The sequence below is a fragment of the Paracoccus sp. DMF-8 genome (assembly GCF_029309835.1).
In the GTDB taxonomy this organism is placed as follows: domain Bacteria; phylum Pseudomonadota; class Alphaproteobacteria; order Rhodobacterales; family Rhodobacteraceae; genus Paracoccus.
In genome coordinates this window covers 293,517-319,369 of sequence record NZ_JARJHL010000014.1, presented here as the reverse complement: position 1 = coordinate 319,369, position 25,853 = coordinate 293,517, and the positions used below count along the sequence as shown (strand labels likewise).

Annotated in this window: 24 protein-coding genes and 1 pseudogene; 19 read left to right on the top strand and 6 right to left on the bottom strand. The window is 64.4% G+C overall.

All coding sequences use genetic code 11. From position 1 onward, the window contains the following. Positions 1–2: 2 nt before the first annotated feature. Genes PE067_RS15860 through PE067_RS21925 form a run of 6 tightly spaced genes read left to right on the top strand, consistent with a single transcriptional unit; the run spans position 3 to position 6,041 of the window. The gene (locus PE067_RS15860; RefSeq protein WP_276190667.1) at positions 3–1,070 is read left to right on the top strand and encodes an efflux RND transporter periplasmic adaptor subunit; all 1,068 of its coding nucleotides are present in this window, start codon (positions 3–5) and stop codon (positions 1,068–1,070) included. Continuing rightward, positions 1,067–3,844, top strand: a complete 2,778-nt coding sequence (rbbA, locus tag PE067_RS15855; protein WP_276190666.1) for a ribosome-associated ATPase/putative transporter RbbA — start codon at positions 1,067–1,069, stop codon at positions 3,842–3,844. Before PE067_RS15860 ends, rbbA begins: the two co-directional genes overlap by 4 nt. 4 nt (positions 3,845–3,848) lie before the next feature. Then, entirely contained in the window at positions 3,849–4,961 is a 1,113-nt protein-coding gene (locus tag PE067_RS15850; protein WP_276190665.1) for an ABC transporter permease, read from the top strand. Continuing rightward, entirely contained in the window at positions 4,958–5,098 is a 141-nt protein-coding gene (locus tag PE067_RS15845) for a hypothetical protein (RefSeq protein WP_276190664.1), read from the top strand. The genes PE067_RS15850 and PE067_RS15845 overlap by 4 nt, the downstream gene beginning before the upstream one ends. Beyond that, positions 5,095–5,580: an alpha/beta hydrolase gene (locus PE067_RS21930; protein ID WP_346429709.1), complete on the top strand. Its 486-nt coding sequence runs from the start codon at positions 5,095–5,097 to the stop codon at positions 5,578–5,580. Before PE067_RS15845 ends, PE067_RS21930 begins: the two co-directional genes overlap by 4 nt. Then, positions 5,577–6,041, top strand: a complete 465-nt coding sequence (locus PE067_RS21925) for an alpha/beta hydrolase (protein WP_346429708.1) — start codon at positions 5,577–5,579, stop codon at positions 6,039–6,041. The genes PE067_RS21930 and PE067_RS21925 overlap by 4 nt, the downstream gene beginning before the upstream one ends. A gap of 250 nt (positions 6,042–6,291) precedes the next feature. Here the strand turns inward: PE067_RS21925 and PE067_RS15835 are convergent, their stop codons facing one another. Both PE067_RS15835 and miaB read right to left on the bottom strand, forming a co-directional pair. Then, positions 6,292–7,323 (bottom strand): hypothetical protein, encoded by a 1,032-nt coding sequence (locus PE067_RS15835; RefSeq protein ID WP_276190663.1) that lies wholly within the window; start codon positions 7,321–7,323, stop codon positions 6,292–6,294. A gap of 24 nt (positions 7,324–7,347) precedes the next feature. Beyond that, on the bottom strand, positions 7,348–8,667 hold the full coding sequence (gene miaB, locus PE067_RS15830) for a tRNA (N6-isopentenyl adenosine(37)-C2)-methylthiotransferase MiaB (protein WP_276190662.1): 1,320 nt from the start codon (positions 8,665–8,667) through the stop codon (positions 7,348–7,350). A gap of 112 nt (positions 8,668–8,779) precedes the next feature. Here miaB and PE067_RS15825 point away from each other — a divergent pair, with 112 nt between their 5' ends. Both PE067_RS15825 and PE067_RS15820 read left to right on the top strand, forming a co-directional pair. Further along, on the top strand, positions 8,780–9,109 hold the full coding sequence (locus PE067_RS15825; protein ID WP_276190661.1) for a TfoX/Sxy family DNA transformation protein: 330 nt from the start codon (positions 8,780–8,782) through the stop codon (positions 9,107–9,109). Positions 9,110–9,257: 148 nt separating this feature from the next. Further along, a complete protein-coding gene (locus PE067_RS15820) occupies positions 9,258–10,619 on the top strand; it encodes an aminotransferase (RefSeq protein ID WP_276190660.1) in 1,362 nt (453 codons plus the stop codon). A 30-nt stretch (positions 10,620–10,649) separates the two neighbouring features. On the opposite strand, the gene PE067_RS15815 is transcribed toward PE067_RS15820, so the two are convergent. Continuing rightward, positions 10,650–10,919 carry a DUF3572 domain-containing protein gene (locus PE067_RS15815; protein WP_276190659.1) on the bottom strand — a complete coding sequence of 90 codons (270 nt, stop codon included), beginning with the start codon at positions 10,917–10,919 and terminating at the stop codon, positions 10,650–10,652. Positions 10,920–11,042: 123 nt separating this feature from the next. On the opposite strand from PE067_RS15815, the gene PE067_RS15810 reads away from it, so the two are divergent. Beyond that, complete coding sequence (locus PE067_RS15810; RefSeq protein WP_276190658.1) at positions 11,043–12,458, top strand: diguanylate cyclase; 1,416 nt, start codon at positions 11,043–11,045, stop codon at positions 12,456–12,458. Between the two features lie 46 nt (positions 12,459–12,504). Here the strand turns inward: PE067_RS15810 and PE067_RS15805 are convergent, their stop codons facing one another. Beyond that, on the bottom strand, positions 12,505–13,047 hold the full coding sequence (locus PE067_RS15805) for an isochorismatase family protein (protein ID WP_276190657.1): 543 nt from the start codon (positions 13,045–13,047) through the stop codon (positions 12,505–12,507). Between the two features lie 217 nt (positions 13,048–13,264). On the opposite strand from PE067_RS15805, the gene PE067_RS15800 reads away from it, so the two are divergent. The 8 genes and pseudogenes from PE067_RS15800 to PE067_RS15765 all read left to right on the top strand — a co-directional run bounded on the left by PE067_RS15800 (position 13,265) and on the right by PE067_RS15765 (position 19,602). Then, positions 13,265–13,651 (top strand): hypothetical protein, encoded by a 387-nt coding sequence (locus tag PE067_RS15800; RefSeq protein WP_276190656.1) that lies wholly within the window; start codon positions 13,265–13,267, stop codon positions 13,649–13,651. Beyond that, entirely contained in the window at positions 13,621–13,752 is a 132-nt protein-coding gene (locus PE067_RS15795) for a thiosulfate oxidation carrier protein SoxY (RefSeq protein ID WP_276190655.1), read from the top strand. The genes PE067_RS15800 and PE067_RS15795 overlap by 31 nt, the downstream gene beginning before the upstream one ends. A gap of 9 nt (positions 13,753–13,761) precedes the next feature. Next, positions 13,762–14,088 (top strand): thiosulfate oxidation carrier complex protein SoxZ, encoded by a 327-nt coding sequence (soxZ, locus tag PE067_RS15790; RefSeq protein ID WP_276190654.1) that lies wholly within the window; start codon positions 13,762–13,764, stop codon positions 14,086–14,088. A 214-nt stretch (positions 14,089–14,302) separates the two neighbouring features. After that, positions 14,303–15,907, top strand: a complete 1,605-nt coding sequence (locus PE067_RS15785; RefSeq protein ID WP_276190653.1) for an ABC transporter substrate-binding protein — start codon at positions 14,303–14,305, stop codon at positions 15,905–15,907. Positions 15,908–15,982: 75 nt separating this feature from the next. Further along, on the top strand, positions 15,983–16,990 hold the full coding sequence (locus PE067_RS15780; protein WP_276190652.1) for an ABC transporter permease subunit: 1,008 nt from the start codon (positions 15,983–15,985) through the stop codon (positions 16,988–16,990). After that, positions 16,987–17,893 (top strand): annotated as a pseudogene (locus PE067_RS15775) (ABC transporter permease subunit). Before PE067_RS15780 ends, PE067_RS15775 begins: the two are co-directional and overlap by 4 nt. 3 nt (positions 17,894–17,896) lie before the next feature. Then, on the top strand, positions 17,897–18,748 hold the full coding sequence (locus PE067_RS15770; RefSeq protein WP_276190651.1) for an ABC transporter ATP-binding protein: 852 nt from the start codon (positions 17,897–17,899) through the stop codon (positions 18,746–18,748). Continuing rightward, complete coding sequence (locus PE067_RS15765; RefSeq protein WP_276190650.1) at positions 18,745–19,602, top strand: ATP-binding cassette domain-containing protein; 858 nt, start codon at positions 18,745–18,747, stop codon at positions 19,600–19,602. Before PE067_RS15770 ends, PE067_RS15765 begins: the two co-directional genes overlap by 4 nt. A 154-nt stretch (positions 19,603–19,756) precedes the next feature. Here the strand turns inward: PE067_RS15765 and PE067_RS15760 are convergent, their stop codons facing one another. Beyond that, entirely contained in the window at positions 19,757–20,758 is a 1,002-nt protein-coding gene (locus tag PE067_RS15760) for a bile acid:sodium symporter family protein (RefSeq protein ID WP_276190649.1), read from the bottom strand. Between the two features lie 157 nt (positions 20,759–20,915). On the opposite strand from PE067_RS15760, the gene PE067_RS15755 reads away from it, so the two are divergent. Further along, complete coding sequence (locus PE067_RS15755) at positions 20,916–22,382, top strand: MFS transporter (protein WP_276190648.1); 1,467 nt, start codon at positions 20,916–20,918, stop codon at positions 22,380–22,382. A gap of 117 nt (positions 22,383–22,499) precedes the next feature. Here the strand turns inward: PE067_RS15755 and tssI are convergent, their stop codons facing one another. Further along, positions 22,500–24,548, bottom strand: coding sequence for a type VI secretion system tip protein TssI/VgrG (gene tssI, locus PE067_RS15750; protein ID WP_276190647.1), 2,049 nt, complete (start codon positions 24,546–24,548; stop codon positions 22,500–22,502). A 205-nt stretch (positions 24,549–24,753) separates the two neighbouring features. Here tssI and PE067_RS15745 point away from each other — a divergent pair, with 205 nt between their 5' ends. After that, positions 24,754–25,746, top strand: coding sequence for an MDR family oxidoreductase (locus tag PE067_RS15745; RefSeq protein ID WP_276190646.1), 993 nt, complete (start codon positions 24,754–24,756; stop codon positions 25,744–25,746). Positions 25,747–25,853 lie beyond the last annotated feature (107 nt).

Below are 25,853 nucleotides of genomic sequence, written 5' to 3'. Positions count from 1 at the left end.
GAATGCCGAAATCGCCGACACAGAAATACATCCCGCTCGCGATACTGGCCGCTGCCGCGCTTGGCTATTTCGGCTGGTCGCAGTTGCAGCCTGCGGGACTGCCCCAAGGGATCGCCGGCGGCAATGGCCGTATCGAGGCGACCGAGATCGACGTGGCCGCCCTGACCGGCGGTCGAATCGCCCAGATTACCGCCGCCGAAGGGGATTTCGTCAGAACCGGCGATGTGCTGGTGCAGATGGATGTGGTGCAGTTGAACGCCCAGAAACGTGAGGCCGAGGCCCAGTTGCGCCGCGCGCAGATCGGGATTGAAACGGCACGCGCGCTGGTGACACAGGCCGAGGCGCAGGAGCGTGCGGCGATGGCTGCGGTGGATCAGGCCGTATCGGTGGCGGATGCGGCCACAAGGCGGCTTGCACGATCCGAACGGCTTGCCGGAACCAATACGGTTTCCCAGCAGGTTCTGGACGATGACCGCGCCAGCGAGCGTCAGTCGCGGGCCGGGGTCGCCTCGGCCGAGGCTTCGCATGCCGCCGCCCTGGCGGGTATCAGTTCGGCGCAGGCGCAGGTCGTCGATGCCGAAGCTGCTGTCGAGGCGGCGAAGGCGTCGATCGACGCGATCCAGTCCTCGATCGACGATGCGACGCTGATCGCGACGCGCGACGGGCGGGTGCAATATCTGGTCGCGCAAGAGGGTGAGGTCGTCGCCTCGGGTGGGCGGATCCTGAACCTTGTCGATCTGTCGGATGTCTATATGACGATCTTTCTGCCGACCGCGCAGGCCGGGCGGGTGCAGGTCGGATCCGAGGTGCGGCTGGTGATGGATGCCGTGCCGGATGCGGTCATTCCCGCCACCGTCGCTTATGTCGCGGATGTGGCGCAGTTCACGCCGAAAACGGTCGAGACCGCCGATGAGCGCGAAAAGCTGATGTTCCGCCTGCGCGCCCGGATCCAGCCGGAATTGCTGACGCGCTATATCGAATATGTCAAAACCGGCCTGCCCGGCATGGCCTATGTCAGGATTGATGCGGACGCGGAATGGCCCGCCTTCCTTGCCAATGTCGTGCAATGAGCGGCGCGGGGACGGCCGGGGACGCGGCTCCGCCGGTCGCCACGGTCGCGGACCTGACCCTGCGCTATGGCAAGACGACCGCGCTGGATGATGTGACGCTGGAGATTCCCGCAGGCCGCATGGTCGGGCTGATCGGGCCGGACGGAGTCGGCAAATCCAGCCTGCTGTCGCTGCTGGCTGGCGCGCGGGTCATTCAGGACGGTGCCGTGCAGGTTCTGGGCGGCGACATGCGCGACAAGGATCACCGCAACCTTGTCTGCCCGCGCATCGCCTATATGCCGCAGGGTCTGGGCAAGAACCTCTATCCCACCCTGTCGGTTCAGGAGAATCTGGATTTCTTCGGCAGCCTTTTCGGTCATGACAAGGCCGAACGGGACCGGCGCATCGCCGATCTGCTGGCCTCGACCGGCATGTCGCCCTTCCGCGACCGTCCGGCGGCGAAACTGTCGGGCGGGATGAAGCAGAAGCTGGGCCTGTGCTGCGCGCTGATCCACGACCCGGATTTCCTGATCCTTGACGAACCCACGACCGGCGTTGATCCGCTGTCACGCCGGCAGTTCTGGGATCTGATCGACCGCATCCGCAAGGATCGCCCGGGCATGAGCGTCATCACCGCCACCGCCTATATGGAAGAGGCCGCGCGTTTCGACTGGCTGGTGGCGATGAATGCGGGCAAGGTGCTGGCGACCGGCACCACCGCCGAATTGCTTGAACGCACCGGCGCGGCCGATCTGGACGCCGCCTTCATCGCGCTGCTGCCCGAGGCTGACCGGGGCGAGGATGTCACCGTGATGATCCCGCCCCGCACCGGCGGTGACGACGAGATCGCCATCGAGGCCGTGGGGCTGACCCAACGCTTTGGCGATTTCACCGCGGTGGACAATGTGACCTTCCGCATCCCCAAGGGCGAGATCTTCGGCTTTCTCGGCTCGAACGGCTGCGGCAAGACCACCACGATGAAGATGCTGACCGGCCTGCTGGAACCGACCGAGGGGACGGCCCGGCTGTTCGGGCATGAGGTCGATGCCCGCAACATGGCGGTGCGCCGCCGCGTCGGCTTCATGTCGCAGGCATTCTCGCTTTATCCCGAACTGACGGTGCGCCGGAATCTGGAACTGCACGCGCGGCTGTTCGCGATGGACCCTGACAAGATCCCGGCCCGCGTTCAGGAAATGCTTACCCACTTCGATCTGGCCGATGTGACCGACGCGCTGCCCGAGGCGCTGCCTCTGGGCATCCGGCAACGGCTGTCGCTGGCGGTGGCGCTGATCCACGGCCCCGAGATCCTGATCCTTGATGAACCCACCTCGGGGGTCGATCCGGTGGCGCGCAACGGTTTCTGGCAGATCCTGGCGGAATTGTCGCGCAAGGATGGCGTGACGATCTTCGTTTCGACCCATTTCATGAACGAAGCCGAATGGTGCGACCGCATCAGCCTGATGCATGCGGGCAAGGTGCTTATCAGCGACACGGCCGGGGCGATCACCAAATCAAAGGGCAGCGCCACGCTGGAGGATGCCTTTATCGCCTATCTGGAAGAGGCGATCGGCGAGGCTGCCCCTGACGCGCAACCCGCCCCGGAACCGGAACCGGATGCGGCGCCGGTCCCGGCCAAGGCCGCGCCGGCCAGCCACGCCGACCGCCCGGGCTTCAGCCTGCGCCGTCTGCTCAGCTATTCCCGCCTTGAAAGCCTGCAATTGCAGCGCGATCCGATCCGGCTGACCATGGCGCTGATCGGTTCGCTGCTGCTGATGGTGGTCATCGGCCTTGGCATCAACATGGATGTCGAGGATCTGACCTTCGCCGTTCTGGACCGCGACCAGACCACCACCAGCCGCGATTATGTGCAGGATATTGCCGGGTCGCGCTATTTCACCGAACAGGCACCGCTGACCGGCCATGACGACATCGACGCAAGGATGCGCGCCGGCAAGATCAGCCTTGCCATTGAGATCCCCTCGGGCTTTGCCGCCGATATCGCGCGCGGTCGCGACGTGCAGGTCGGCGCCTGGTTCGACGGCGCCAATCCGTCGCGCGCCAATACCGTTCAGGGCTATATTCAGGGGATGCATGGCGACTGGATCCAGCGTCAGGCGCGGCAGATCCATGGCGATGCGGCGCTTGCCGGCAATTTCGAACTGGTGACCCGCTATCGCTATAATCCCGATGTCAAAAGCACCGTCGCCATGGTGCCGGCGGTGATCCCGCTGCTGCTGTTGATGATCCCGGCGATTCTGACCACGCTGTCGGTCGCGCGCGAGAAAGAGCTTGGCTCGATCATCAATTTCTACGTCACCCCCGTCACCCGGCTGGAATTCCTGCTGGGCAAGCAACTGCCCTATATCGCGCTGGCGATGCTGAACTATTTCCTGATGATGGGCATGGCCGCCTTTTTCTTTGGCGTGCCGTTCACGGGCAGTTTCGCCGGGCTGTCGCTGGCGGCGCTGGTTTATGTGACGGCGACCACGGCGCTTGGCTTTCTGGTCTCGGTGTTCATCGCCAGCCAGGTGGCGGCGCTTTTCGCCACCGCGATGCTGACCATGATCCCGGCGGTTTCCTATTCCGGGCTGATCGACCCGGTGTCCTCGCTGTCCGGCTTTGGCCGGGTGATGGGCGAGATCTATCCGACATCGTGGTTCGTGACCGCCGTCCGGGGCGCCTTTTCCAAGGCCTTCGGTCTGGCCGAGATGATGCAGCCGATCATCGCCATGGGAATCGCGGTGCCGGTCATTATCGGCACAGCCGCCTTCTTCCTGAAGAAACAGGCGAGGTAGGGCGATGAACCTGAAAAGCGTCTGGCATCTTGGCATCAAGGAATTGCGCGGACTTTTGCGCGACCCGATCATGCTGGTGCTGATCGCCTATTCCTTCTCGCTGTCGATCTGGACTTCGGCCAATTCCTCGCCCGAGGCGCTCAGCAAGGCGGCGATCTCGATCGTGGACGAGGATCAGTCGCAACTGTCCTCGCGCATCATCTCGTCGTTCTATGCGCCGTATTTCGTGCCTCCGCAGATGATTACCACGACCGAGATGGACAGCCGGATGGACGCAGGCATGGATACATTCGCGCTGAACATCCCGCCGGATTTCGAACGCGACGTGCTGGCCGGCAAAACCCCCGCGATCCAGCTGAACATCGACGCGACCCGGATGAGCCAGGCTTTCACCGGTGGCGGCTATATCCAGCAGATCGTCACATCCGAAGTGTCGGAATATGTCGCGGGATACCGGGACGCCGCCGCCCTGCCGGTGGAACTGGCGCTGCGCGCGCGCTATAACCCGTCGCTCTCGCCAAGCTGGTTCGGGGCGATCACCAGCGTGATCCAGTCGATCACCATGCTGTCGCTGATCCTGACCGGCGCCGCGCTGATCCGCGAAAAGGAACATGGCACGGTCGAGCACCTGCTGGTCATGCCCGTCACCGCGCCCGAGATCATGCTGTCCAAGATCTGGTCGATGGGCGGGGTCGTTCTGCTGGGATCGGCCTTCGCCCTTGTGGTCGTGGTGCAGGGTTTGATGGCGGTGCCGGTGCAGGGTTCGGTGCTGCTTTTTCTGGCGGGGGCGTTCCTGATGATGTTCGCCATGACCGCGCTTGGCATCTTCATGGCGACCATCGCCGGCACCATGCCGCAATTCGCGCTGCTGATGATGCTGGTGCTGCTGCCGCTGCAAGTGCTGTCGGGCGCCATGACGCCGCGCGAATCCATGCCCGAGATCATCCAGACCATCATGCTGGCCGCCCCGAACACCCATTTCGTCATCCTGTCGCAATCCATCCTGTTCCGTGGCGCCGGGCTTGATGTGGTCTGGCCGCAATTCCTTGCGCTGGCAGTGATCGGGGTCGTGCTGTTCTGGCTGGCCCTTGCGCGGTTCAAGAAATTCCTGAAGTGATCATGCCCTTGCGGCGGATTCTGCTGGTTGTGGCTCTGGTGGCGGCGGGCTGCACCGCGCGTCCCGGCCCCGAGGTGCTGATCCCCGACGCCGCCCCTTTGCCCGCCGGGCGCGCAGCGTCAGGGTTCTGGCGGTGACGACCCGCGCGCCCGATGCCGATGCTCCCGATGCTTTCGGCGCCGCCCCTGCGGCCCGCCCGACCTGGCTGGAATATGATGTCTCGGTTCCTCCCGGCCACCAGCCCGGCAAGATCGAATGGCCCGATGGCGGCAGCGATCCCGCGCGGAATTTCACCGTCCGCAGCCGCACGGCCCTGAGCCGCGACGCCTTTGCCCACAAGGTTGCCGGCATGCGGGCGGGGCTTTACATCCATGGCTTCAACACCCGCTACCCCGAGGCGCTTTTCCGCACCGCCCAGCTTTCGGCCGATGCGCATATGGAGGGCAAACCGGTGCTTTTCACCTGGCCCTCGGCGGGACATGCGGCAGCCTATCTGGCGGATCGCGACGCGTCCGATTTCTCGCGGGCGGCGCTGGCGGACCTGCTGGAGATGCTGACAAGGGGGCGGCGCCTGTCCGACCCGGTGCCGGTTCTGGCCCATAGCTGGGCGCGCGGATGACGATGGAAACGCTGGTCCGGCTGCGTCTTGCCGGACGCGGCGATGTGCTGGACCGGATCGAACTTGTCCTTGCCGCGCCCGATATCGACATCGACCTGTTCGGAGCGCAGATGGTGACGCTCGGGATGATGAAACATCCGATCACGGTTCTGGTGTCCTCCGACGATCCCGCGCTCAAGGTCTCGTCCAGGCTTGCCTCGCGCCGGATGCGGCTGGGGCTTGCCGATGTGCATGATCCGGCAATCCAGAAATTTGCACTCAATACCGGTATCCGCATTGTCGATATCACCCAGATGGCAACCGATGACCCGGCCCATAGCCGCTATATCGGGATGATCTCGGGCGAGGCCGGTATCAGCCCGGGCAACAACCCCTTTGACGGGATGCGCAATGCCGGGGCCTTCGTCTTCAACCAGGTCGGCGGCGTCTTTCAGGGGATCGGCGGCGTGCTGGCAGAATGAGGCGGCAGCCGGGCCGGCTGTCAGGACAGATGTCCCGACGCGTGGCTCGCCGGAAGGTGCAGTATCCCGGCGAGACCGGTTCCGGGAACCGTTTCTGCGACATCTGTGAGAAGATTACCAAAAATCGATCCTCCGTTTCCTAATGAGCCTTACCCGGACTGTTTGAGCCGTTTTGCAAGCATAAAGTGAGCCTGGGATTTTCTTGGCTAACTTTATTATTATTTATCAATAAGATGCCGAGTTCGCCCCTTCAGGACCTGCGATAGCTTCGCGCTTGTCCGGATTGAGCGCGGTCCCATTGACGAGCTTTGGATGACTGCGCATCGTCAAGGCATCCGCTCCATGATCGGTTGCCGGTCACGGTCCGTTTCAGGTCATCACCGTCAATCTCCGCTTCAGTTCCGGCCCCAGATCTGTCGCGCGATGCCCGGCCTGCTGCACCTCTGCCGCCTGACGCAGCCAGCGCAGCCCTGATCCACGCCGCCAGAGGCGTAGAGTGTGATAGGATATCGCCCCCAGATCGACGCCCCTGCGCGGCCTTGTCCTGCATCGCACGGCCCAGCCCCTGCAAGAAGCGTTCCGGCCCCACCGGATGCAGCAATCTGGTCAGCGAGATGCCATAGCGGCGCAACACGCCAAGGCTGGATTTCACGCCAAAGCGTTGGGCAAAGCGCAGCAGCTTGCCTGCATCGGTCGGCCCCGGCACGCCGATCCGCACCAGATTGTCGAAACCGCAGGCGCGCAGATCGGCGATCCAGTCGATGACCGCCACCGGGTCCAGCCCGAATTGCGTCGTGATTTCAAAATCGACGCCGCTCTTGCTCAGAAAGGCGCGTTTCCATTCCAGCGCATCCCACAACATCTCATCCGTGGCCTTTGGATGGCCTTCGGGATGGCCCGCAATCCCGATCCGGGTGATGCCGTGACGCGCCAGAATTCCCGATTCCATCAGCCGCATCGCATTGTCATAAGGCCCCGCCGGCATCGCCGGATCGCCGCCGACGATGAAAAACCGCTGCGGTTTCCCGGCCGCCAGATAGGCCCTGATCAACCCGTCCGCCTCTGCCTGCGACGAAAGGCGGCGCGCCGAGATGATCGGCTCCGGCGCAAAGCCGCATTCGTGGATCACGCGGGCGGCGTTCAGGCGCTGTTCATGGGTTTCATTGCCCAGAAAGGCGATCTTGACCGGCGTTCCCGCCGGGATCAGATTGCGGGCACCCGATATCTGGGCAATATCCTTGCCCGTGATTTCCATGGAAAAAGACAAGCGCTTTCGCCCCATCAAGTCATGTCGGAAAGCGCGCGGTCAGGCCGCCAACTCTCCGGCCAGCGAATTCGGCGCGCTATAGGTGATGCGGACGCGGACCAGATCCCCGACCCTGGCCTGCGGCGCTTCGACGAAAACGGCATGCAGATAGTCGGATTTGCCCACCATCTGCCCCGGCAGGCGGCCCGGCTTTTCGAACAGCACAGCCATTTCACGCCCGACCATGCTTTCCTGCGCGGCCTTTTGCTGGCGCGTCAGCAGCGCCTGCAATTCCTGCAGACGGGCATCGGCCACGTCGCCGTCGACCTCGGGGCGTTCATAGGCGGGCGTGCCGGGACGCGGCGAGTATTTGAAGCTGAAGGCCGTGCCGAAGCCAACCTGTTCCACCAGCTTCAGCGTCGCGGCATGGTCCGCATCGGTTTCGCCGGGAAAGCCCACGATGAAATCGCTGGTCAGCATGATATCGGGCCGCGCGTCGCGGATGCGGTCGATCAGGCGCAGGTATTCATCGGCGGTGTGCTTGCGGTTCATCGCTTTCAGGATGCGGTCGCTGCCCGATTGCACCGGCAGATGCAGATAGGGCATCAGCTTGGGTTCATGGCGATGCGCCTCGATCAGGTCATCGGCCATGTCATTGGGGTGGCTGGTGGTATAGCGAATACGGTCCAGCCCGTCGATTTCGGCAATCGCGCGGATCAGCCGGCCAAAACCCCATTCGCCACCATCGCCCTGCCCGTGCCAGCCATTGACGTTCTGGCCCAGCAGGGTGATTTCGCGCACCCCGCGCGAGACCAGATCGCGCGCCTCGGACAGGATGCGGCTGACGGGGCGGCTGACCTCGGCCCCGCGGGTATAGGGCACGACGCAGAACGCGCAGAATTTGTCGCAGCCTTCCTGAACGGTCAGGAAAGCGGCGGGGGCGCGGCGGGTGGCTGCGGGTTTCGGCAGGTGTTCGAATTTGTCCTCGGCCGGGAATTCGGTATCGACGCCGCCGCCCTTCCTGACCATCGCGGGCAGGCGGTGATAGGCCTGCGGGCCAACGACCAGATCGACGATCGGCATGCGGCGCTGGATTTCCTCGCCCTCGGCACGGGCGACGCAGCCCGCGACGCCGATCTTCAGATCGGGGCGTTCGGCCTTGAGCGGCTTCAGGCGGCCAAGGTCGGAATACAGCTTTTCGGCGGCCTTTTCGCGGATATGGCAGGTGTTCAGCAGCACCATGTCCGCCTCGGCCTGATTTTCGGTCAGGACATAGCCTTCGGCGCCCATGGCCTCGGCCATGCGCTGGCTGTCATAGACATTCATCTGGCAGCCATAGGTCTTGATAAAGAGCTTCTTGGCTGCTGCCTGTTCGGTCATGTCGCGTCTTGCCCCGGAAAGTTCCGCCCGGATTACCCGATTGCGACGAAATTGGAAAGCGCCGCATGTCTGACCGCCTTGTGGCGCCAGCCCCCGGCCCTACCCTGCGGTGATGAGCAGCGACCTGACCAGCATTCCCAATATCGGCCCCGCGACCGCCAGGGCGCTGATCGCGGCGGGCATTTCCGATACGGGCAGGCTGCGTGAAATGGGGGCGGATGCCGCCTATGCCGCGCTGGTCAGCAACGGCGAAAAGCCCCATTTCATCGGCTATTACGTCCTGCACATGGCTTTGCAGGGGCGTCCCTGGAACGATTGCCGGGGCGCGGAAGAGGACGCGCTGCGCGCCCGTTTCGACGCCCTGATCGCCGCAACCCGCGCCGCGCCGCTGTCGGGGATCGAAGCCGCGCTGAACGAAATCGGCCTGCCGGCCCCGCGCTGAGCCTGCGGGCGATTTGCCCGCTGTCCCCGGCTTTTCACCAGGTTTTAGGATCTTCCGTGGCAGAGTGCCCGCAACGTGATCGCGCCCATTGAACCGGCAGAACCGCAAGGCTAGCCTGACAGCGACATTTACTGGTGGAGCATATGCCATGAACAAGCCGCAAAGTTGGGAAGCCCGCGCCGAGGAATATTCGCTGTATGGCTTTACCGACATGCCGTCCGTCCATGAACGCGGCACGGTCGTTCTGACCCATGGCGAAGGCCCCTATGTCGTCGACGTCCATGGCAAGCGCTATCTGGATGCCAATTCCGGCCTGTGGAACATGGTCGCCGGTTTCGACCACCCCGGCCTGACCAAGGCGGCGCAGGACCAATATGCGCGTTTCCCCGGCTATCACGCCTTTTTCGGCCGCATGTCCGACCAGACCGTGATGCTGTCGGAAAAGCTGGTGCAGGTGTCACCCTTTGATCGTGGCCGGGTGTTTTACACCAACTCGGGGTCCGAAGCGAATGACACCATGGTCAAGATCCTGTGGTTCCTGCATGGGGCCGAAGGCAACACCAAACGCCGCAAGATTCTGACCCGCTGGAACGCCTATCATGGCGTCACCGCCGTTTCGGCATCCATGACCGGCAAACCCTATAACGAGGTCTTTGGCCTGCCGCTCGACGGTTTCATCCACCTGACCTGTCCCCATTACTGGCGTTTCGGCGCCGAGGATGAAACCGAGGAGCAATTCGTCGCCCGTCTGGCGCAAGAGCTGGAGGATGTCATCGCCCGCGAAGGCGCCGACACCATCGCGGGCTTTTTTGCCGAACCCGTCATGGGCGCGGGCGGGGTCATTGTCCCGGCGAAAGGTTATTTTCAGGCGATCCAGCCGATCCTGAAAAAACACGGCATCCCGCTGATCTCGGACGAGGTGATCTGCGGTTTCGGCCGCACCGGCAACACCTGGGGCTGCGAGACCTTTGGCTTTACCCCCGACGCGATCATTTCGTCCAAGAACCTGACCGCCGGTTATTTCCCGATGGGCGCGGTGATCCTTGGGCCGGACCTGTCCGACCGCGTGCAGGCCGCCATCGAAAAGATCGAGGAATTCTCCCATGGCTTCACGGCCTCGGGTCACCCGGTCGGCTGCGCGGTCGCGCTGAAAGCCATCGACGTGGTGATGAACGAAGGTCTGGCCGAAAACGTCAAGCGGCTGGCCCCGCGTTTCGAAGAAGGGCTGAAACGTCTGGCCCAGCACCCGAACATCGGCGAATATCGTGGCGTCGGCTTCATGTGGGCGCTGGAGGCAGTCAAGGACAAGGCCACCAAGGAACCCTTCCCGCCGCATCTGTCGGTGTCCGAACGCATCGCCAATACCTGCACCGATCTGGGCCTGATCTGCCGTCCGCTTGGCCAGTCGATCGTGCTGTGCCCGGCCTTCACCATCACCGAAGACCATATGGACGAAATCTTCGACAAGCTGGAACAGGCGCTGAACAAGGTCTTTGCCGAGGTCGCCTGACCCCGGCCGGATCACCGGTTTCGGGCGGGTTCAGAACGGATCGAACCCGCCCAGAACCGCCCGCGCCATCTGGATACGTTCCGGGCGGATGCCTTGGGCCTGCGCGAAATCCATCACGCGCTGGTCGTTTTCCATCAGGAAATCAAGCACAAAGACCGCGAATTCGGGCCGTTTCGCCATCTCGCGGATGGCCTGGGGATCGGCACCCGCCTGGTCCAGCATGGCCTGAACCAGTTCAGGGTCGCCCGCGATATGGCCAAAGCCCGCATCCGCCAGATCCTGCGCTTCGTTTCGGGTCATCTCATTCATCCACTGTTCTAATTTTGTTCCCAAATCGGCGTAAATCTCGCGCGCTGGAAACGCTTTGTTAACCTTTGGGGCGCAAACTGCCGTCTCAGGTGCAGCGTGTAAAGCGGGGGCGGAATGTCCGGGCGGATACTGATCGTCGACGGTGTCGCGACAAATCGCATCCAGATGAAGGTGCGGCTGGCTTCGGCCTGCCATGAGGTCGTGGCCGTCGGCTCGGCCCAGCAGGCCATTCATCTGCTGCAAAAGGACCTGCCGGAAATCATCCTGCTGGGCATATCGCTGCCCGACATGTCGAATATCGACCTGTGCCGCCTGCTGCGCAGCCAGCCGGGTTGCCGCCGCATCCCCGTGCTGATGCAGGTCCCCGAGGCGCAGCGCCTTGCCGCGCTCAGCGCGGGGGCGACGGCGATTGTCGACGGGCCGGGCGACGATCTGACCTTGCTCGCGCGGATCCGGGGGCTGCTGCGCAGCGCGGGCCCCAATCCCGACGACACCCCCGAAATGGACAGCACCATGCGGGTTGGCACCATGCAGGAAACCGCCGCCACCTATCGCACGGCAGACGATCCGCAGATCGTTTTCGTCACGAATCAGAACCCTGCCAGTCTGGGGTGGCGGCAGGCCCTGCAGCGCGAACTGGACATGCCGGTTCTGATCTGCGACCCCGAACGCGCGCTGGTCGAGGCGCAATCGGGGCAGGTCGCCGATATCTACCTGATCGCCGCCGACATCCACCAGTCGGGCGACGGGCTGCGGCTTTTGTCCGAACTGCGCTCTCGCAGCCAGTCGCGGCATGCGGCCTTTGTCGTCGTCCTGCGCCCGGAACGGGAAGACATGACCGCCGTGGCGCTGGACCTTGGCGCGGGCGATGTGCTGTCCAGCACGCTGTCGACCCCGCGCATGGCGGCTGAAGCCGCGATCATCCTGCGCGCCCAGCTGGAACGCAAACAACTGGCCGACCGGCAGCGGCGCGAAACCCAACGCAATCTGATCTGGGCGATGGTCGATCCGCTGACCGGCATTCACAACCGCCGCTATGCCATGCCCCAGCTTGCCGAAATGACCGGCCAGATCGCCGGGGATCAGCGGTCCCTGGCCGTGATCGTGATGGATATCGACCATTTCAAACAGGTGAACGACCGCCACGGCCATGCCGCAGGCGATGCCACCCTGATCGAGGTCGCCGGCCGCCTGCGCGACTGCCTGCCGGACGGCGCGCTGCTGGCCCGCATCGGAGGAGAGGAGTTTCTGGCCGCCTTTCCCGTCCGCACCACCGCCGAACCGGTCGAGATGGCCGAACATCTGCGCCATACCATCGCAAGGCAGCCGATCCGCCTGCCCTCGCTGGCCGGGGGGGATTCGCTGCATGTGACGATATCATTGGGCGTCGCGACGATGTCGGCCCAGCAGGCGGCCCGAGGTGCCCTGACCGCCGAGGGGCTGATCGCCCGCGCCGATCACGCGCTGCTGTCGGCAAAGTCGCAGGGCCGCAACCGGACCGTCGTGGCGGGACCGGTTCTGGCCGCCTGACTTGCCGCCCTCATGTGCGATGGCCGGGCCGCGATCCCCCGGCGCGTTACTTGATCAGCGCCACGATCTCGCGAAAGGCCGGGTCTTCGGCGCTGCCCAGCCATTCGAAAACAACCATCTCGGTCGTGACGATATCGGCCCCCATGGCCCGCATGCGGTCGATCGCGGCCTGATGATTGGCCGGGGTGCGGGAACCGATGGCATCCGCGACAACCTGGACCTGATGCCCGCGCGATATCAGGCTGGCGACGGTTTGCAGCACGCAGACATGCGCCTCCCACCCCGCAACGATGAAACCGGGACGTCCCTGAACAGCGGCTGCGACAGCGGGATCGCCAAGCGCGTCAAAGCTCATCTTGGGCAGGACGCGTTCCAGATCACCCGGCTCGGGGGTCAGATCGGGGATGGTCGAACCAAGCCGCGCGGGGTTCTGTTCGGTGAAAAGCCGTGGCACCGCAAGCCGCCGGGCCGCAGCCAGAAGGCGCGCGGCATTGGCGGCCGTGGCCGGGCCGTTGTCGATGGCGGGCATCAGCCGGGCCTGAAAATCGACCAGCAGCAGTTCGCTGTCCTCGCGCGCGATGATCGGCATGGTTCCTCCTGTATTCCCCCGGGGCAGGATGCGCAGTCGCACGGTCTGGCGCAAGGGCCGATCCGCCAGCCGATGACCTGCGCGGCGCCCTTGGCACTTGACCCGACCGGTCAGGTCATCCAGACCCGGAAAGGAACGCCCCGCCCCACCGATCCGGCCAATCGGTCGCCGGGGCGCATGATTCGGGGCGAATGCCTAGCTCTGGCCCGGGACGGGGATGAACCGAACGCGCATAAACGATATCTCGCGCCGCGACCTGATGGCCGGGGCGGCCCTGCTGGGGCTGGTCGGCACGGTCCGCGCGCAGTACCCGCAGGTCGATGCCGAACTGGCACCAAACCCGCAGGAGCTTGCCCGCGTGATCGCGGCATTTCTGAACGGCGCGACCCCTGCGACCGAAGGCATCGCGCTGGAACTGCCGCCGATCGGCGACAACCCCGCGCAGGTCCCGCTGCGCGCCCATGTCACCCTGCCCCTGCAAAACGGGCTGTATTGTCCCGGAGATGATCATCCTGGCCGAAGTCGAACCCCCATCCGCTGGCCTGCCGGGCGCGCTTTACCCCGGCGATGGGGTTGGCCGATATCGGCACGCGGGTGCGGCTGACGCAAAGCCAGCATGTCTCGGCCTATGCGCGGCTCAGCGATGGGCGGGTGCTGCTGGCCCGGCGGGAAATCACCGTGACCGCCGGCGGTTGCGGGCTGTAAGGGTCAACCATGTCGCGCCCGCCCCGGATCTGGATCAGCAACCGCAGCCCCGCCCAGGGCGAGACCGTCCATGTCCGCACCATGATCACCCACCCGATGGATGCGGGCCTGCGCCGGGACGCGGACGGCCGCCCCCTGCCCCGCAATATCGTGAACCGCGTCCAATGCCTGCTGGACCGGACGCCGCTGTTCGAATGGTTCCTCGAAACCGCGATTTCCCAGAACCCCTATCTGGAGTTCAGGTTCCTGGCCGATGCCCCCGGCCCGCTGCGCCTGATCTGGACCGACGATCAGGGCCAGATCACCGAGATTGCGGAAGAATTCACACCGATCTGATCGCGCCAGCCATCTACGACGAAAGAATCACTTTGGCGCAAGGCGCGACAGGCCGTGCGATGCTGCGGCGCGGCAGGCCCGGCAGGCCGCCGGAACCTGTCGAACTGTCGTATTGACCCGGCGTTCTGACGCAATGACCCCCTGCCCCTCTTGACCTGCACCGGGCTTTGGTCTGCATCTGTTGTATAGACAATATAACGAAAGGGGAGGCATCATGCCTGTATTCTCGACCCGCTTCCTGGCCGCCTCGACACTGGCGATCATGGCCGCCGCACCGCTGCACGCAAAGACCTTCGTCTATTGCTCGGAGGGTTCTCCCGAAGGGTTCGACCCCGCGCCCTATACCTCGGGCACGACCTTCGACGCCTCGGGCCATGCGATCTACAACCGCCTTGCCCAGTTCAAGCCCGGCACGACCGAGGTTGAACCCGCGCTGGCCGAAAGCTGGGACGTGTCCGAAGACGGGCTGGAATACACCTTCCACCTGCGTCAGGGCGTCAAGTTCCATTCGAACGACAAATTCACGCCAAGCCGTGATTTCAACGCCGATGACGTGATCTTCACCTTTGAGCGCCAGGCCAATGCGGACAACCCCTTTCACGCCTATATCCCCGGCCTGACCTATGAATATTATTCGTCGATGGAAATGGACAAGCTGATCAAGTCCATTGAAAAGATTGACGATTACACGGTGAAATTCACCCTGAACCAGCCCGAGGCGCCCTTCCTTGCCAATATCGCCATGCCCTTCGTGTCGGTGCTGTCGCAGGAATATGCCGAAACGCTGCAGACCTCGGGTTCGCTGGAAGATCTGAACAACGCGCCCATCGGCACCGGCCCCTTCCGCTTCGTCGCCTATCAGAAGGATGCGGTGATCCGCTACCAGAAGAACGCCGATTACTGGGGCGAAGCTCCCAAGATCGACGATCTGGTCTTTGCCATCACCCCCGATGCCGCCGTGCGCCTGCAAAAGCTGAAAGCCGGCGAATGCCACCTGATGCCCTATCCGGCACCCGCCGATATCGAAGGGATCAAGGCCGATGCGAACCTGAAACTGGACGAACAGCCGGGGCTGAACGTCGGTTATCTGGCCTATAACACCACCGTCGCGCCCTTTGACAATCCGCAGGTCCGCCACGCGCTGAACATGGCGCTGGACAAGCAGGCGATGATCGACGCCGTCTATCAGGGTTCGGCCGTGGTCGCCAAGAACCCGATCCCGCCCACCATGTGGAGCTATAACGACGCCGTTCAGGACGACAATTACGACCCCGAAGCCGCAAAGAAGCTGCTCGAGGAAGCGGGCGTCACCGATCTGTCGATGGAAGTCTGGGCCATGCCGGTTCAGCGCCCCTATATGCCCAACGCTCGCCGCGCGGCGGAAATGATTCAGGCCGATTTCGCCAAGGTCGGCGTCAAGGTCGAAATCGTGTCCTATGAATGGGGCGAATATCTGAAGAAATCCATGGAGGAAGGCCGCAAGGGCGCCGTCATCCTGGGCTGGACCGGCGACAACGGCGACCCGGACAACTTCCTGTCGGTGCTGCTGTCCTGTGCAGCGGCAGCCGGTGGCGGTGCGAACCGCGCCTTTTGGTGCAATGAGGAATTCTCGGACATCCTCGCCCGCGCCAAGGCCGCTTCGGACCACGAAGAACGCGTGAAACTGTATGAAGAGGCACAACTGCTGTTCAAACAGGAAGCGCCCTGGGCCACGCTGGCACATTCGACCCAATATGTCCCGATGGCCAAGAACGTCACCGGTTTCGTGCAATCCCCGCTTGGCGATTACGCCTTTGACAACGTAGACTTGGCCGAATAAGGCCCGCAGCCGTTTCAACCATACCAGCCGTGCGGGGTCCCCGGGCCCCGCACGCGCGCTTTGGGCAGGGGTTCAATGCTCAGATTCATCCTTACAAAGATCCTGTATCTGATCCCGACTTTTCTGGGGATCACGCTGATCGCTTTCGCCTTCATCCGCGTCCTGCCGGGCGATCCGGTGCTGCTGATGGCGGGCGAAAGGGGCGTTTCGCCCGAACGCTATGCGGAAATTTCCGCCCAGCTTGGCTATGACAAGCCGATCTGGCAGCAATATCTGACCTATCTCGGCAATCTGCTGCAGGGCGATTTCGGCAATTCCATCGTCACGAAAAAGCCGGTGCTGACCGAATTCATGTCGCTGTTTCCCGCGACCATCGAACTGGGCGTCTGCGCCATCCTGATCGCGACGCTGATCGGCGTTCCGGTGGGCGTGATCGCCGCCATCAAGCGCGGATCGTGGTTCGACCAGATTTCCATGACCGGCGCGCTGGTCGGCTTTTCGATGCCGATCTTCTGGTGGGGCCTGCTGCTGATCATCTTCTTTTCCGGCTATCTGGGCTGGACGCCGGTGTCGGGGCGGATTTCGCTGATGTATTTCTTCCCGCCGGTGACCGGCTTCATGCTGATCGACAGCCTGCTGTCGGGCCGAAGCGGCGCCTTCAGATCCGCCGTCAGCCACCTGATCCTGCCCTCGGTCGTGCTGGCCACGATCCCGCTGGCCGTCATCGCCCGCCAGACCCGTTCGGCGATGCTGGAGGTGATGGGCGAGGATTACGTCCGCACCGCCCGCGCTAAGGGCCTGCCCCCCTCCCGCGTCATCGGCATCCACGCCCTGCGCAACGCCATGATCCCGGTCATCACCACCATCGGCCTGCAGATCGGCGTGCTGATGGCGGGTGCGATCCTGACGGAAACGATCTTTTCCTGGCCCGGCATCGGCAAATGGATGATCGATTCGATCAGCCGCCGCGACTATCCGGTCGTGCAATCGGGCCTGCTGCTGATCGCCGCCATCGTGATGATCGTGAACCTGATCGTCGACCTGACCTATGGTCTCATCAACCCGAGGATCCGGCACAAATGACCGATACCACCGCCAAGGTTTCCGACGCGGCCATCCGCCGCCGCATGATCGCCGAATTCTGGTTCTATTTCAGCCAGAACCGCGGCGCCGTCGCGGGCCTGGTCGTCTTTGTCCTGCTGGTCCTGATCGCCGTCCTGGCGCCGCATCATCGCGCCTCACGAGCCCGACCGAACAATACCGCGACGCCATTGCTGCTGCCGCCCGTACTGGCAGGAAGGCGGCCGCGCGGGCTATTGGCTGGGTACGGATGCGGTCGGCCGCGACATCCTGTCCCGGCTGATCTTCGGCGCGCAATATTCGCTGTTCATCGGCATCGTCGTCGTGGCCATCGCCCTGACCGGCGGGATCATCATCGGTCTCCTGGCCGGGTTTTTCGGCGGCTGGGTCGATGCGCTGATCATGCGGCTGATGGATATCGTGCTGGCCTTCCCCTCGCTGCTGCTGGCGCTGGTGCTGGTCGCCATTCTGGGGCCGGGGCTGACCAATGCGATGATCGCCATCGCCATCGTCTACCAGCCCCATTTCGCGCGCCTGACCCGCGCCGCCGTGATGTCGGAAAAAAGCCGCGAATATGTCACCGCCGCCCGCGTCGCGGGTGCATCCAACCTGCGGCTGATGTTCAAGACGATCCTGCCGAACTGCCTTGCGCCCCTGATCGTGCAGGCGACGCTGTCGTTTTCATCCGCCGTTCTGGACAGCGCGGCACTGGGCTTTCTGGGCATGGGCGCACAGCCCCCCGCCCCCGAATGGGGCACCATGCTGGCCGAGGCGCGCGAATTCATCCTGCGCGCATGGTGGGTCGTGACCTTCCCGGGCCTCGCGATTCTCGTGTCGGTGCTGGCGATCAACCTGATGGGCGACGGTCTGCGCGACGCGCTCGATCCCAAACTCAAGCGGAGCTGAGCCATGCCCCTGCTGAACATCCGCAACCTCACCGTCCGCTTCGCCACCTCGACCGGCAGCTTCACCGCAGTCGACGGCATCGACGTGACCGTCGACCGCGGCGAGGTGCTGGCCATCGTCGGCGAATCCGGCTCGGGCAAATCGGTGTCGATGCTGGCGATGATGGGGCTTTTGCCCGACGCCGCCACCGTCACCGCCGATCAAATGACCTTCGACGGCCAGGACATGCTGAAGATGACGCCGGCGCAGCGCCGCAAGCTGATCGGGCGCGACATCACCATGATCTTTCAGGAACCGATCGCATCCCTGAACCCCTCCTTTACGGCGGGTTACCAGATCGAGGAGGTGCTGCGCTACAATGCCGGCCTTGACCGCCGCCGCGCCCGCGCCCGCGCCATCGACCTGTTCCACGCGGTCGGCCTGCCCGACCCCGAACAGAAGCTGAAGGCCTACCCGCACCAGATGTCGGGCGGCCAATGCCAGCGCGTGATGATCGCCATGGCGATTGCCACCGAACCCCGGCTGCTGATCGCGGACGAACCGACGACCGCGCTGGACGTGACGGTGCAGAAACAGATCCTCGACCTGCTCATGGATATTCAGGAACGCGTCGGCATGGCGCTGATCCTGATCACCCATGACATGGGCGTGGTGGCCGAAACCGCCGACCGCGTGCAGGTGCAATACAAGGGCCGCAAGATGGAAGAAGCCGACGTGCTGACCCTGTTTGAATCGCCAAAGAACCCCTATACCCGCGCGCTCCTCTCCGCCCTTCCCGAAAACGCCACCGGCGACCGCCTGCCCACCGTGGCCGAATTCGTCGCCGGACTGGAACAAGCCGAGGTCCAGCCATGAACCCGTCCCGACCCGTCGTCGAAGGCCGCGATATCATCCGCGACTATCACACCCCCGGCTCGATGACCCGCCGCGCCACCACGATGCGCGCGGTCAAGGGCGTCAGCTTTTCGGTCGAACGCGGCAAGACGCTGGCCATCGTCGGTGAATCCGGCTCGGGCAAATCGACGCTGGCCCGGATCATCGCACTGATCGACCCCGCGTCGGGCGGCGAGCTGCTGTTCGAAGGCACGCCCATCGACATCAGCAAACAGCGCCCCGACCGCGCCATGCGCTCGCGCGTCCAGATGGTGTTCCAGAACCCCTACGGCAGCCTCAACCCGCGCCAGAAGGTCGGCGACGTGCTGATGGAACCGCTTCTCCTGAATACAAATACCCCCTCCGCGGAGCGGCGCGACCGTGCCGAAGCGATGCTGGTCAAGGTCGGGCTCGGCCCTGAACATTTCAACCGCTACCCGCATATGTTTTCCGGCGGCCAGCGCCAGCGCATCGCGATTGCCCGCGCGCTGATGCTGAACCCGGAACTGCTGGTGCTGGATGAACCGGTTTCGGCGCTGGACCTGTCGGTTCAGGCGCAGGTCCTGAACCTGCTCAATGACCTGCAGGACGAATTCAACCTGGCCTATGTCTTCATCAGCCACGACCTGTCCGTGGTGCGCTTTCTGGCCGATGACGTGCTGGTCATGCACAAGGGCGAGGCGGTCGAACAGGGCAGCCGCGATCAGGTCTTTTCCGCCCCCGGCCACCCCTATACCCGCGAACTTTTCGCCGCGACCCCGGTCACCGATGTCGAGGCGATCCGCCAGCGCGTGGCACGCCGTCAGGCCAGCCGCGCGGCGCTTCAGGACGGATAGGGCGGCGGCCCTTCCGGCGGGGCGATCCGGCGCGTTCCGGCAAAGGCCTCGGATCGCCCCGCCAAAGGGCATCCGCGCCCCGTCGGGGACTGGGCCAAGATCGGGGACTGGGCCAAGATGACGCTGGCCCGATGATGACGCAGGCCGTGCGCACCTAAACCGCGACGCGCAGCGCCAGCCGTTGCGACACGATTGCGCAGACGAACAGTTGCAGCAGGTGAAACAGCATCAGCGGCAGCACGATCATCGCGACATTCTGGCCGGCGAACAGGATGCCCGCCATCGGCAGCCCCGTCGCCAGCGACTTGGTCGAACCGCAGTAATACAGCGCAATCGTATCGGCCCGCATCATGCCACCAAGCCGCGCCATGACCAGCGACAGCCCCATGACCAGCGCCAGCAGAACCGCAATGGCCGCCATCAGCGCCGCCAGTTGCCCGGGCGCGACCGCCGACCAGATCCCGTTGACCACGCCTGCGCTGAAGGCGGCATAGACGATCAGCAGGATCGACCCCCGGTCGACGATGATCGTCGGCAGCTTGTGGCGGTTCAGGAAACCGCTCAGCAACGGGCGGCACAACTGCCCAAGCGCAAAGGGCAGCAGGATCTGCCGGGCGATTTTCCAGATCGCGCTGGCGTCGACATGGACGCCGCCCTGCGCCCCGACCTCTGCCGGGATCAGCAGCATGAACAGCACAGGCGCCAGCAGCACCCCCAGCACATTCGAGATCGAGGCCGCACAGACCGCCCCCGCGACATTGCCCCCCGAAACCGAGGTAAAGGCGATCGAGCTTTGCACGGTCGACGGCAGGCAGGCCAGATACAGCAGCCCCGCGACAAAGGCCGCCGGCAGCCAATGCCCGACCACCGGCTGCATGGCGATGGCCAGCAGCGGGAACATGACATAGGTGCAGGCCAGACAGCCCAGTTGCAGCTTCCAGTTCGTCAGCCCCGACAGGATCGTCGCCGTGGCCAGCTTGGCGCCATACAGAAAGAACAGCAGCGCGACGGCCCAATAGGTGACATGGCCCAGTATCCGTGCGAATTCGCCCCGCGCCGGGCAAAGACTGGCCAGCAGCACCGTCCCGACCAGCAGCATCATGTAACGGTCAAGACCGACGCGGCGCAGGGCGGCTTCGACGCGGGCAATGGGCATCTGCGGGATTTCCTTATCCTGTTCTTTCGTCTTTTACGGGTTCTGGCGGCCAAGCCAAGACCGACGCCGCCCGCCGGAACCGCAGGGCCGACATGCGGCTGGCAGCGCCCCGCGATCCATGCGATCAGGCGACAGGCAGAAAATCGACGGGTTGGTCATGACACATGCAAACCGCTGGCTGGTCCACGCCATCGTCTCCAGCGCCCTGTTCCTGATCGTGATCGACATGACGGTGCTGTATACGGCGCTGCCGACCCTGACCCGCGATCTGGCGGCGACCGCGTCGGAAAAGCTGTGGATCCTGAATGCCTATTCGCTGGTCGTGGCGGGGCTTTTGCCGGGGTTCGGCACGCTTGGCGACCGTTTCGGGCACCGGCGGATGTTCGTGATCGGGCTGGTGGTCTTTGGCATCGCGTCATCCATCGCGGCATTCGCGCCTTCGCCCGCCGTGCTGATTGCGGCGCGGGCGCTGCTAGCGGTGGGCGCGGCGGCGATGATGCCCGCGACGCTGTCGATCATCCGCCTGACATTCGAGGATGACGACGAACGCGCCTTTGCCATCGGCATCTGGGCCGCCGTCGCATCGGGCGGCGCGGCATTGGGGCCGGTCGTCGGCGGGTTGCTGCTGGAATATTTCTGGTGGGGCTCGGTCTTTCTGATCAACGTCCCGATTGTCATCATCGCCCTGATCGCCGCGCTGGTGCTGATCCCGGCGCGTGCCGGGCACAAGGGGACGCCCTGGGACATGTTCAGTTCCGCGCAGATCATGCTGGGTCTGGTCGCGCTGTCCTGGGCGCTGAAGGAATCGGCGACGCGCCAGCCCGACTGGGGACTGGTCGCGCTGGCAACCGTCATCGGCGGGGCGGCCTGCACCGCCTTTGTCCGCCGCCAGTTCCGCCTGCGCCATCCGCTGATCGACCTGTCGCTGTTCGGCAGTCGCGATTTTTCCGCAGGCGTGATCGGCGCGCTGATCGCCGCCATGGTCATCGTGGGCATGGAACTGGCGCTGAGCCAGCGGCTGCAACTGGTGCTGGGCCTGTCGCCGCTGCAGGCCGCGTGGTTCATCCTGCCGATCCCGCTTGGCGCCTTTGTCGGCGGGCCGCTGGCCGGACGCTACCTGCCACGGATCGGGGGGATGAAGATGCTGCTGACCGGATTCGTGCTGTCGTTGGCCGGGCTGATCCTGTTCCTGGCGCTGCTGCACGGCCCGAAACCCGTGCAGATCGTCGCGCTGGCCCTGCAGGGGCTGGGTCTGGGCGCGGCGATGACGGCAGCCTCCAGCACAATCATGCTCAGCGCGCCGCGCGAACGCGCGGGCATGGCCGCCGCCGTCGAAGAGGTGTCCTATGAGTTGGGCGGGGCGCTTGGCATTGCCGTTCTGGGCAGCCTGATGTCATTCGCCTATACGCTGAACATGCCCGACCTGCCGGGGATCGCGGCGCAGGCCCATGACGGTCTGGACGAGGCGCTGATGATCGCCGCCACCCTGCCCGAACGCGCGGCGCAAGACCTGTCGGACGCCGCACGCGGCGCCTCTGATCGGGCCTTTGTCTGGGTCACGCTGGCCGCCATTCTGATCACGGCGGCGCTGAGCGCCTATCTGGCGACCCGCGCAAGACGCTGAACCGGCCGGGCTTTCACGTCACGGGCGACCCGATGACAAAAGCCGGGCGGCAAGCATGGCCCCTGCCCCCAAGCCCCTAGCCCCCGGCCCATTCGTCGCACCCTGACGCAGCCCGCCTCAGGCGTCGTCGAATTTCGCGCATTCCTCGCACAGGGGCAGGCCTTCGCGCGCGGCCATCTGCAAGGTCGGCACCTGCGCGCCGCCGGATCCGCCCATGATGACATTGCCCTTCAGCCAGATCGTCCCGGCTTCCAGCGTGATGCCGGATGCGTCGATGGTGATCTTGCCGCCTGGCCCCTTCACCTGCATCTTTTCATAGGCCATCAGCGTATGGATACGGGTGTTGTTGGTGATCGTCTCGCCGACATCCAGCGTATAGCGGCCAAAGACCTCGCCTTCGAAATTCCGGCCGACCTCATAGAGGTGATCGGCAAAGACCGCCTGCTTGTGGATATTGCCGACGCGGTGGATATGGTCTCGGCCGTAGTTTTCCTGCTGGTTCTGGCCGACATCGTAATACATGTCGTTGCCGATCGTCTCGCGGTGGTCATTGCCGACGCTGATCACCTTGTCATGGCCGATCGCTTCGCTTTGGTCATTGCCGACGGTCTTGGAGCGGTCATGGCCGATGGAATGCGATTCGTCGTTTTCGATGATCGTATTGTGGTCCTTTTGCGCATGCATGAAGACCTCTTCCCGGCCCGCCTGATCCTCGAACCGGAATTCATTATAGCCAGAACCTTCATGCGTATCGGATTTGAAGGTGCTGACGGTCTTGTTCGCGGGCAGCGGATAGGGGACGTTGTTCTTGCCGTTGTAGACGCAGCCGGTGACCAGCGGCCTGTCGGGGTCGCCTTCCAGAAATTCGACGACGACCTCCATCCCGATGCGGGGGATGACCATGCCGCCCCAACCGGCGCCCGCCCAGTTCTGGCTGACCCGGCAGCGCATCGAATAGGCGCCCGCCAGATCCCAGTGAAAGCGCACCAGGATGCGGCCATATTCGTCGCAGTCGATTTCGCCGTCACCCACGACCATCGCGGTCTGTGGCCCCTGCACCACCGGCACATGGGTCCGCAAAGGCGGCGCCATCGGCGCGCTGACCGGCATCAGGGTCCATGCACCGGTAAAGGCGTAACCGTCGGTGACCGGCGTGCCCGACCCATAGGCCTCGGACACGAAATGGTAGCTGGCCGACAGGCACAGGAAGGCTTCGCCCAGACCGGGCACCGGATCGCCCGACAGCGTGACCTGCATCCCCGCGCCCAGACTGGTGCAATCGCCCGCCGCGCGGTGGCGGCGGTCGGCGCCGCGTTCCTGCAGGGTGCGCAGGCTGACGACGCCCTTGCCCTGTCCCCGGTCCAGATAATCGCCCGGATAGTCGAAACTTTCGATCTGGCCCTGCGCATAGGCGGCATCGCCGACGCGGTCCGCCTCCATCGAGGCCATGGGCGTCTTGAAGTTGTAATCCGTCAGCCGCATCGCGCCGGTGGTCAGGTTGCGTTCGGGCGCCCATTCCCAGAAATGTTCGCCCTCTGACTGGTGGTGCGCGTCATAGGCCTTGTAATCGCGCGACCCGATGCTGTCGTGGCTGGCGATGTCATCGGTCAGGACCAGCGTATGGCTGCCTTCCTGATGGCGGAAATGAAAGCTGATGCCGTGCCGTTCCATCTGGCGGCGCGCGAAATCCAGATCGGATTCGCGATATTGCACGGTATATTCCAGAACCGGGTAATCGCCGGTCAGTTGCATGTCCAGCGCCGGATCGCCAAGGCCCGCGTAATCCGACAGCAGGTCTTTCAGGATATCGGTGACGGTCTGGTTGTGGAAAATCCGCTGGTTGCGGCGGCGCCCGGCCAGCCAGAACCACGGCCGCAGGACCAGATCATAGCGGTGCCCGTTTTCGCCCACCCCCGACCAGCGCGCCTGCGTCACGATGCCGTCGAAATGGCGCGGCCCCTCGCGCCCCTCGATGGTGACGGTGGCATGGGTGCCGACCAGCGCGTCGAAATCCAGATCGTTGCACGCCGACAGCGCCTCGACCCGGTATTCGAACAGGTCATTCAGATGGTCGGTTCCGTCGAAACGCAGCAGGACAAGGACATCCTGGCCAAGAACCGTGGTCAGACGGCCAAGCCGATCTGCCTGACGAAGAGCAGCGTTCATCGAAAGACCACCTGTTTCAAACATGCAGAAATAACTGATTTTTACCGCAGGCAGCGCCGCGTGGCAAGTTGATGCGGACGGTATCGCAGTCATAACAGGCGATTTCCCCTGGCCGCGGGGCGGGCCGGGACAAACCGGTTGACGCGGGCGCGGGAATCGCCCCCACTGGCAGGCGGCCACCCCGCGCGCAAAGGACCCCGATCAGATGAGCTTTACCGCATTGGTCGTCCGCAAGAACGGCGACAACCTGTCCGAAAAGATCGAAGTGCTGCCAGACGACAACCTGCCGCAGGGCGATGTCACGGTCGCCGTCGAATATTCCACCGTGAACTACAAGGACGGGCTGTGCCTTGCGGGCATGGCGGGGCTGGTGCGCAACTATCCCCATGTGCCGGGGATCGACCTTGCGGGCCGGGTGGTTGCCTCGGACGATCCGCGCTACAGCCCCGGCGATGCGGTCGTGCTGACCGGCTGGCGCGTCGGAGAGTTGCATTGGGGCGGCTATGCCACCCGCGCGCGGGTCAGGGGCGATTGGCTGGTGCCCCTGCCCGCAGGCCTGTCCCCGCGTCAGGCCATGGCCATCGGCACGGCGGGGCTGACCGCGATGCTGGCGATCATGGCGCTGGAACATCAGGGGCTGGACCGCGACGGCGGGCCGGTGCTGGTCACCGGCGCCTCGGGCGGGGTTGGGTCGGTCGCCGTCGCGATTCTGGCCAATCTGGGCCATGAGGTCGCGGCCCTGACCGGGCGGCCCGACAATGCCGATTACCTGCGCCGTCTTGGCGCCAGCCGGATCGTCGACCGCGCCGATCTGGCCGAAGCCAACCCCCGCCCGCTTGAAGGCGAGACATGGGGCGGTTGCGTCGATACGGTCGGGGGGACGGTGCTGGTGCGGGCGCTGGCGCAGATGAAATACGGCGCTTCGGTCGCGGCGGTGGGGCTTGCGGGCGGGGCGGATCTGCATACGACCGTCATGCCCTTCATCCTGCGCGACGTGAACCTGCTGGGGATCGATTCAGTGATGCAGCCCTATGCGCGGCGCGCCGACGCATGGCAAAGGCTTGGCCGCGACCTGCCGATGGACCTGCTGGACGACACCATCACCGAAATCACGCTGGCCGAGGTGCCCGCCACCTGCCGCGCCATTCTGCAAGGTCAGGTCAAGGGCCGCACCGTCGTCGCCCTGCCCCGGGACTAGCCCCCGCCCACACCATGCGGCAGGCACGGACCACGACAAAGGTCGCTTGCCGCTGGCGTTTTCGTGATTAATCCTTGCCTGACGCCTGTGCTTTCGGCACAAGGGAA

What these genes read in the sequence shown, in the direction of transcription:
- PE067_RS15800 (WP_276190656.1), top strand. Translation starts at nt 13,265, where the DNA reads ATGAACCGAACGCGCATAAACGATATCTCGCGCCGCGACCTGATGGCC.
- PE067_RS15770 (WP_276190651.1), top strand. Translation starts at nt 17,897, where the DNA reads ATGCCCCTGCTGAACATCCGCAACCTCACCGTCCGCTTCGCCACCTCG.
- PE067_RS15860 (WP_276190667.1), top strand. Translation starts at nt 3, where the DNA reads ATGCCGAAATCGCCGACACAGAAATACATCCCGCTCGCGATACTGGCC.
- PE067_RS15755 (WP_276190648.1), top strand. Translation starts at nt 20,916, where the DNA reads ATGACACATGCAAACCGCTGGCTGGTCCACGCCATCGTCTCCAGCGCC.
- PE067_RS15780 (WP_276190652.1), top strand. Translation starts at nt 15,983, where the DNA reads ATGCTCAGATTCATCCTTACAAAGATCCTGTATCTGATCCCGACTTTT.
- soxZ (WP_276190654.1), top strand. Translation starts at nt 13,762, where the DNA reads ATGTCGCGCCCGCCCCGGATCTGGATCAGCAACCGCAGCCCCGCCCAG.
- rbbA (WP_276190666.1), top strand. Translation starts at nt 1,067, where the DNA reads ATGAGCGGCGCGGGGACGGCCGGGGACGCGGCTCCGCCGGTCGCCACG.
- PE067_RS21925 (WP_346429708.1), top strand. Translation starts at nt 5,577, where the DNA reads ATGACGATGGAAACGCTGGTCCGGCTGCGTCTTGCCGGACGCGGCGAT.
- miaB (WP_276190662.1), bottom strand. Translation starts at nt 8,667, where the DNA reads ATGACCGAACAGGCAGCAGCCAAGAAGCTCTTTATCAAGACCTATGGC.
- PE067_RS15765 (WP_276190650.1), top strand. Translation starts at nt 18,745, where the DNA reads ATGAACCCGTCCCGACCCGTCGTCGAAGGCCGCGATATCATCCGCGAC.
- PE067_RS15760 (WP_276190649.1), bottom strand. Translation starts at nt 20,758, where the DNA reads ATGCCCATTGCCCGCGTCGAAGCCGCCCTGCGCCGCGTCGGTCTTGAC.
- PE067_RS15805 (WP_276190657.1), bottom strand. Translation starts at nt 13,047, where the DNA reads ATGCCGATCATCGCGCGCGAGGACAGCGAACTGCTGCTGGTCGATTTT.
- PE067_RS15745 (WP_276190646.1), top strand. Translation starts at nt 24,754, where the DNA reads ATGAGCTTTACCGCATTGGTCGTCCGCAAGAACGGCGACAACCTGTCC.
- PE067_RS15825 (WP_276190661.1), top strand. Translation starts at nt 8,780, where the DNA reads ATGAGCAGCGACCTGACCAGCATTCCCAATATCGGCCCCGCGACCGCC.
- PE067_RS15820 (WP_276190660.1), top strand. Translation starts at nt 9,258, where the DNA reads ATGAACAAGCCGCAAAGTTGGGAAGCCCGCGCCGAGGAATATTCGCTG.
- PE067_RS15815 (WP_276190659.1), bottom strand. Translation starts at nt 10,919, where the DNA reads ATGACCCGAAACGAAGCGCAGGATCTGGCGGATGCGGGCTTTGGCCAT.
- PE067_RS15785 (WP_276190653.1), top strand. Translation starts at nt 14,303, where the DNA reads ATGCCTGTATTCTCGACCCGCTTCCTGGCCGCCTCGACACTGGCGATC.
- PE067_RS15850 (WP_276190665.1), top strand. Translation starts at nt 3,849, where the DNA reads ATGAACCTGAAAAGCGTCTGGCATCTTGGCATCAAGGAATTGCGCGGA.
- PE067_RS15835 (WP_276190663.1), bottom strand. Translation starts at nt 7,323, where the DNA reads ATGGGGCGAAAGCGCTTGTCTTTTTCCATGGAAATCACGGGCAAGGAT.
- PE067_RS15810 (WP_276190658.1), top strand. Translation starts at nt 11,043, where the DNA reads ATGTCCGGGCGGATACTGATCGTCGACGGTGTCGCGACAAATCGCATC.
- tssI (WP_276190647.1), bottom strand. Translation starts at nt 24,548, where the DNA reads ATGAACGCTGCTCTTCGTCAGGCAGATCGGCTTGGCCGTCTGACCACG.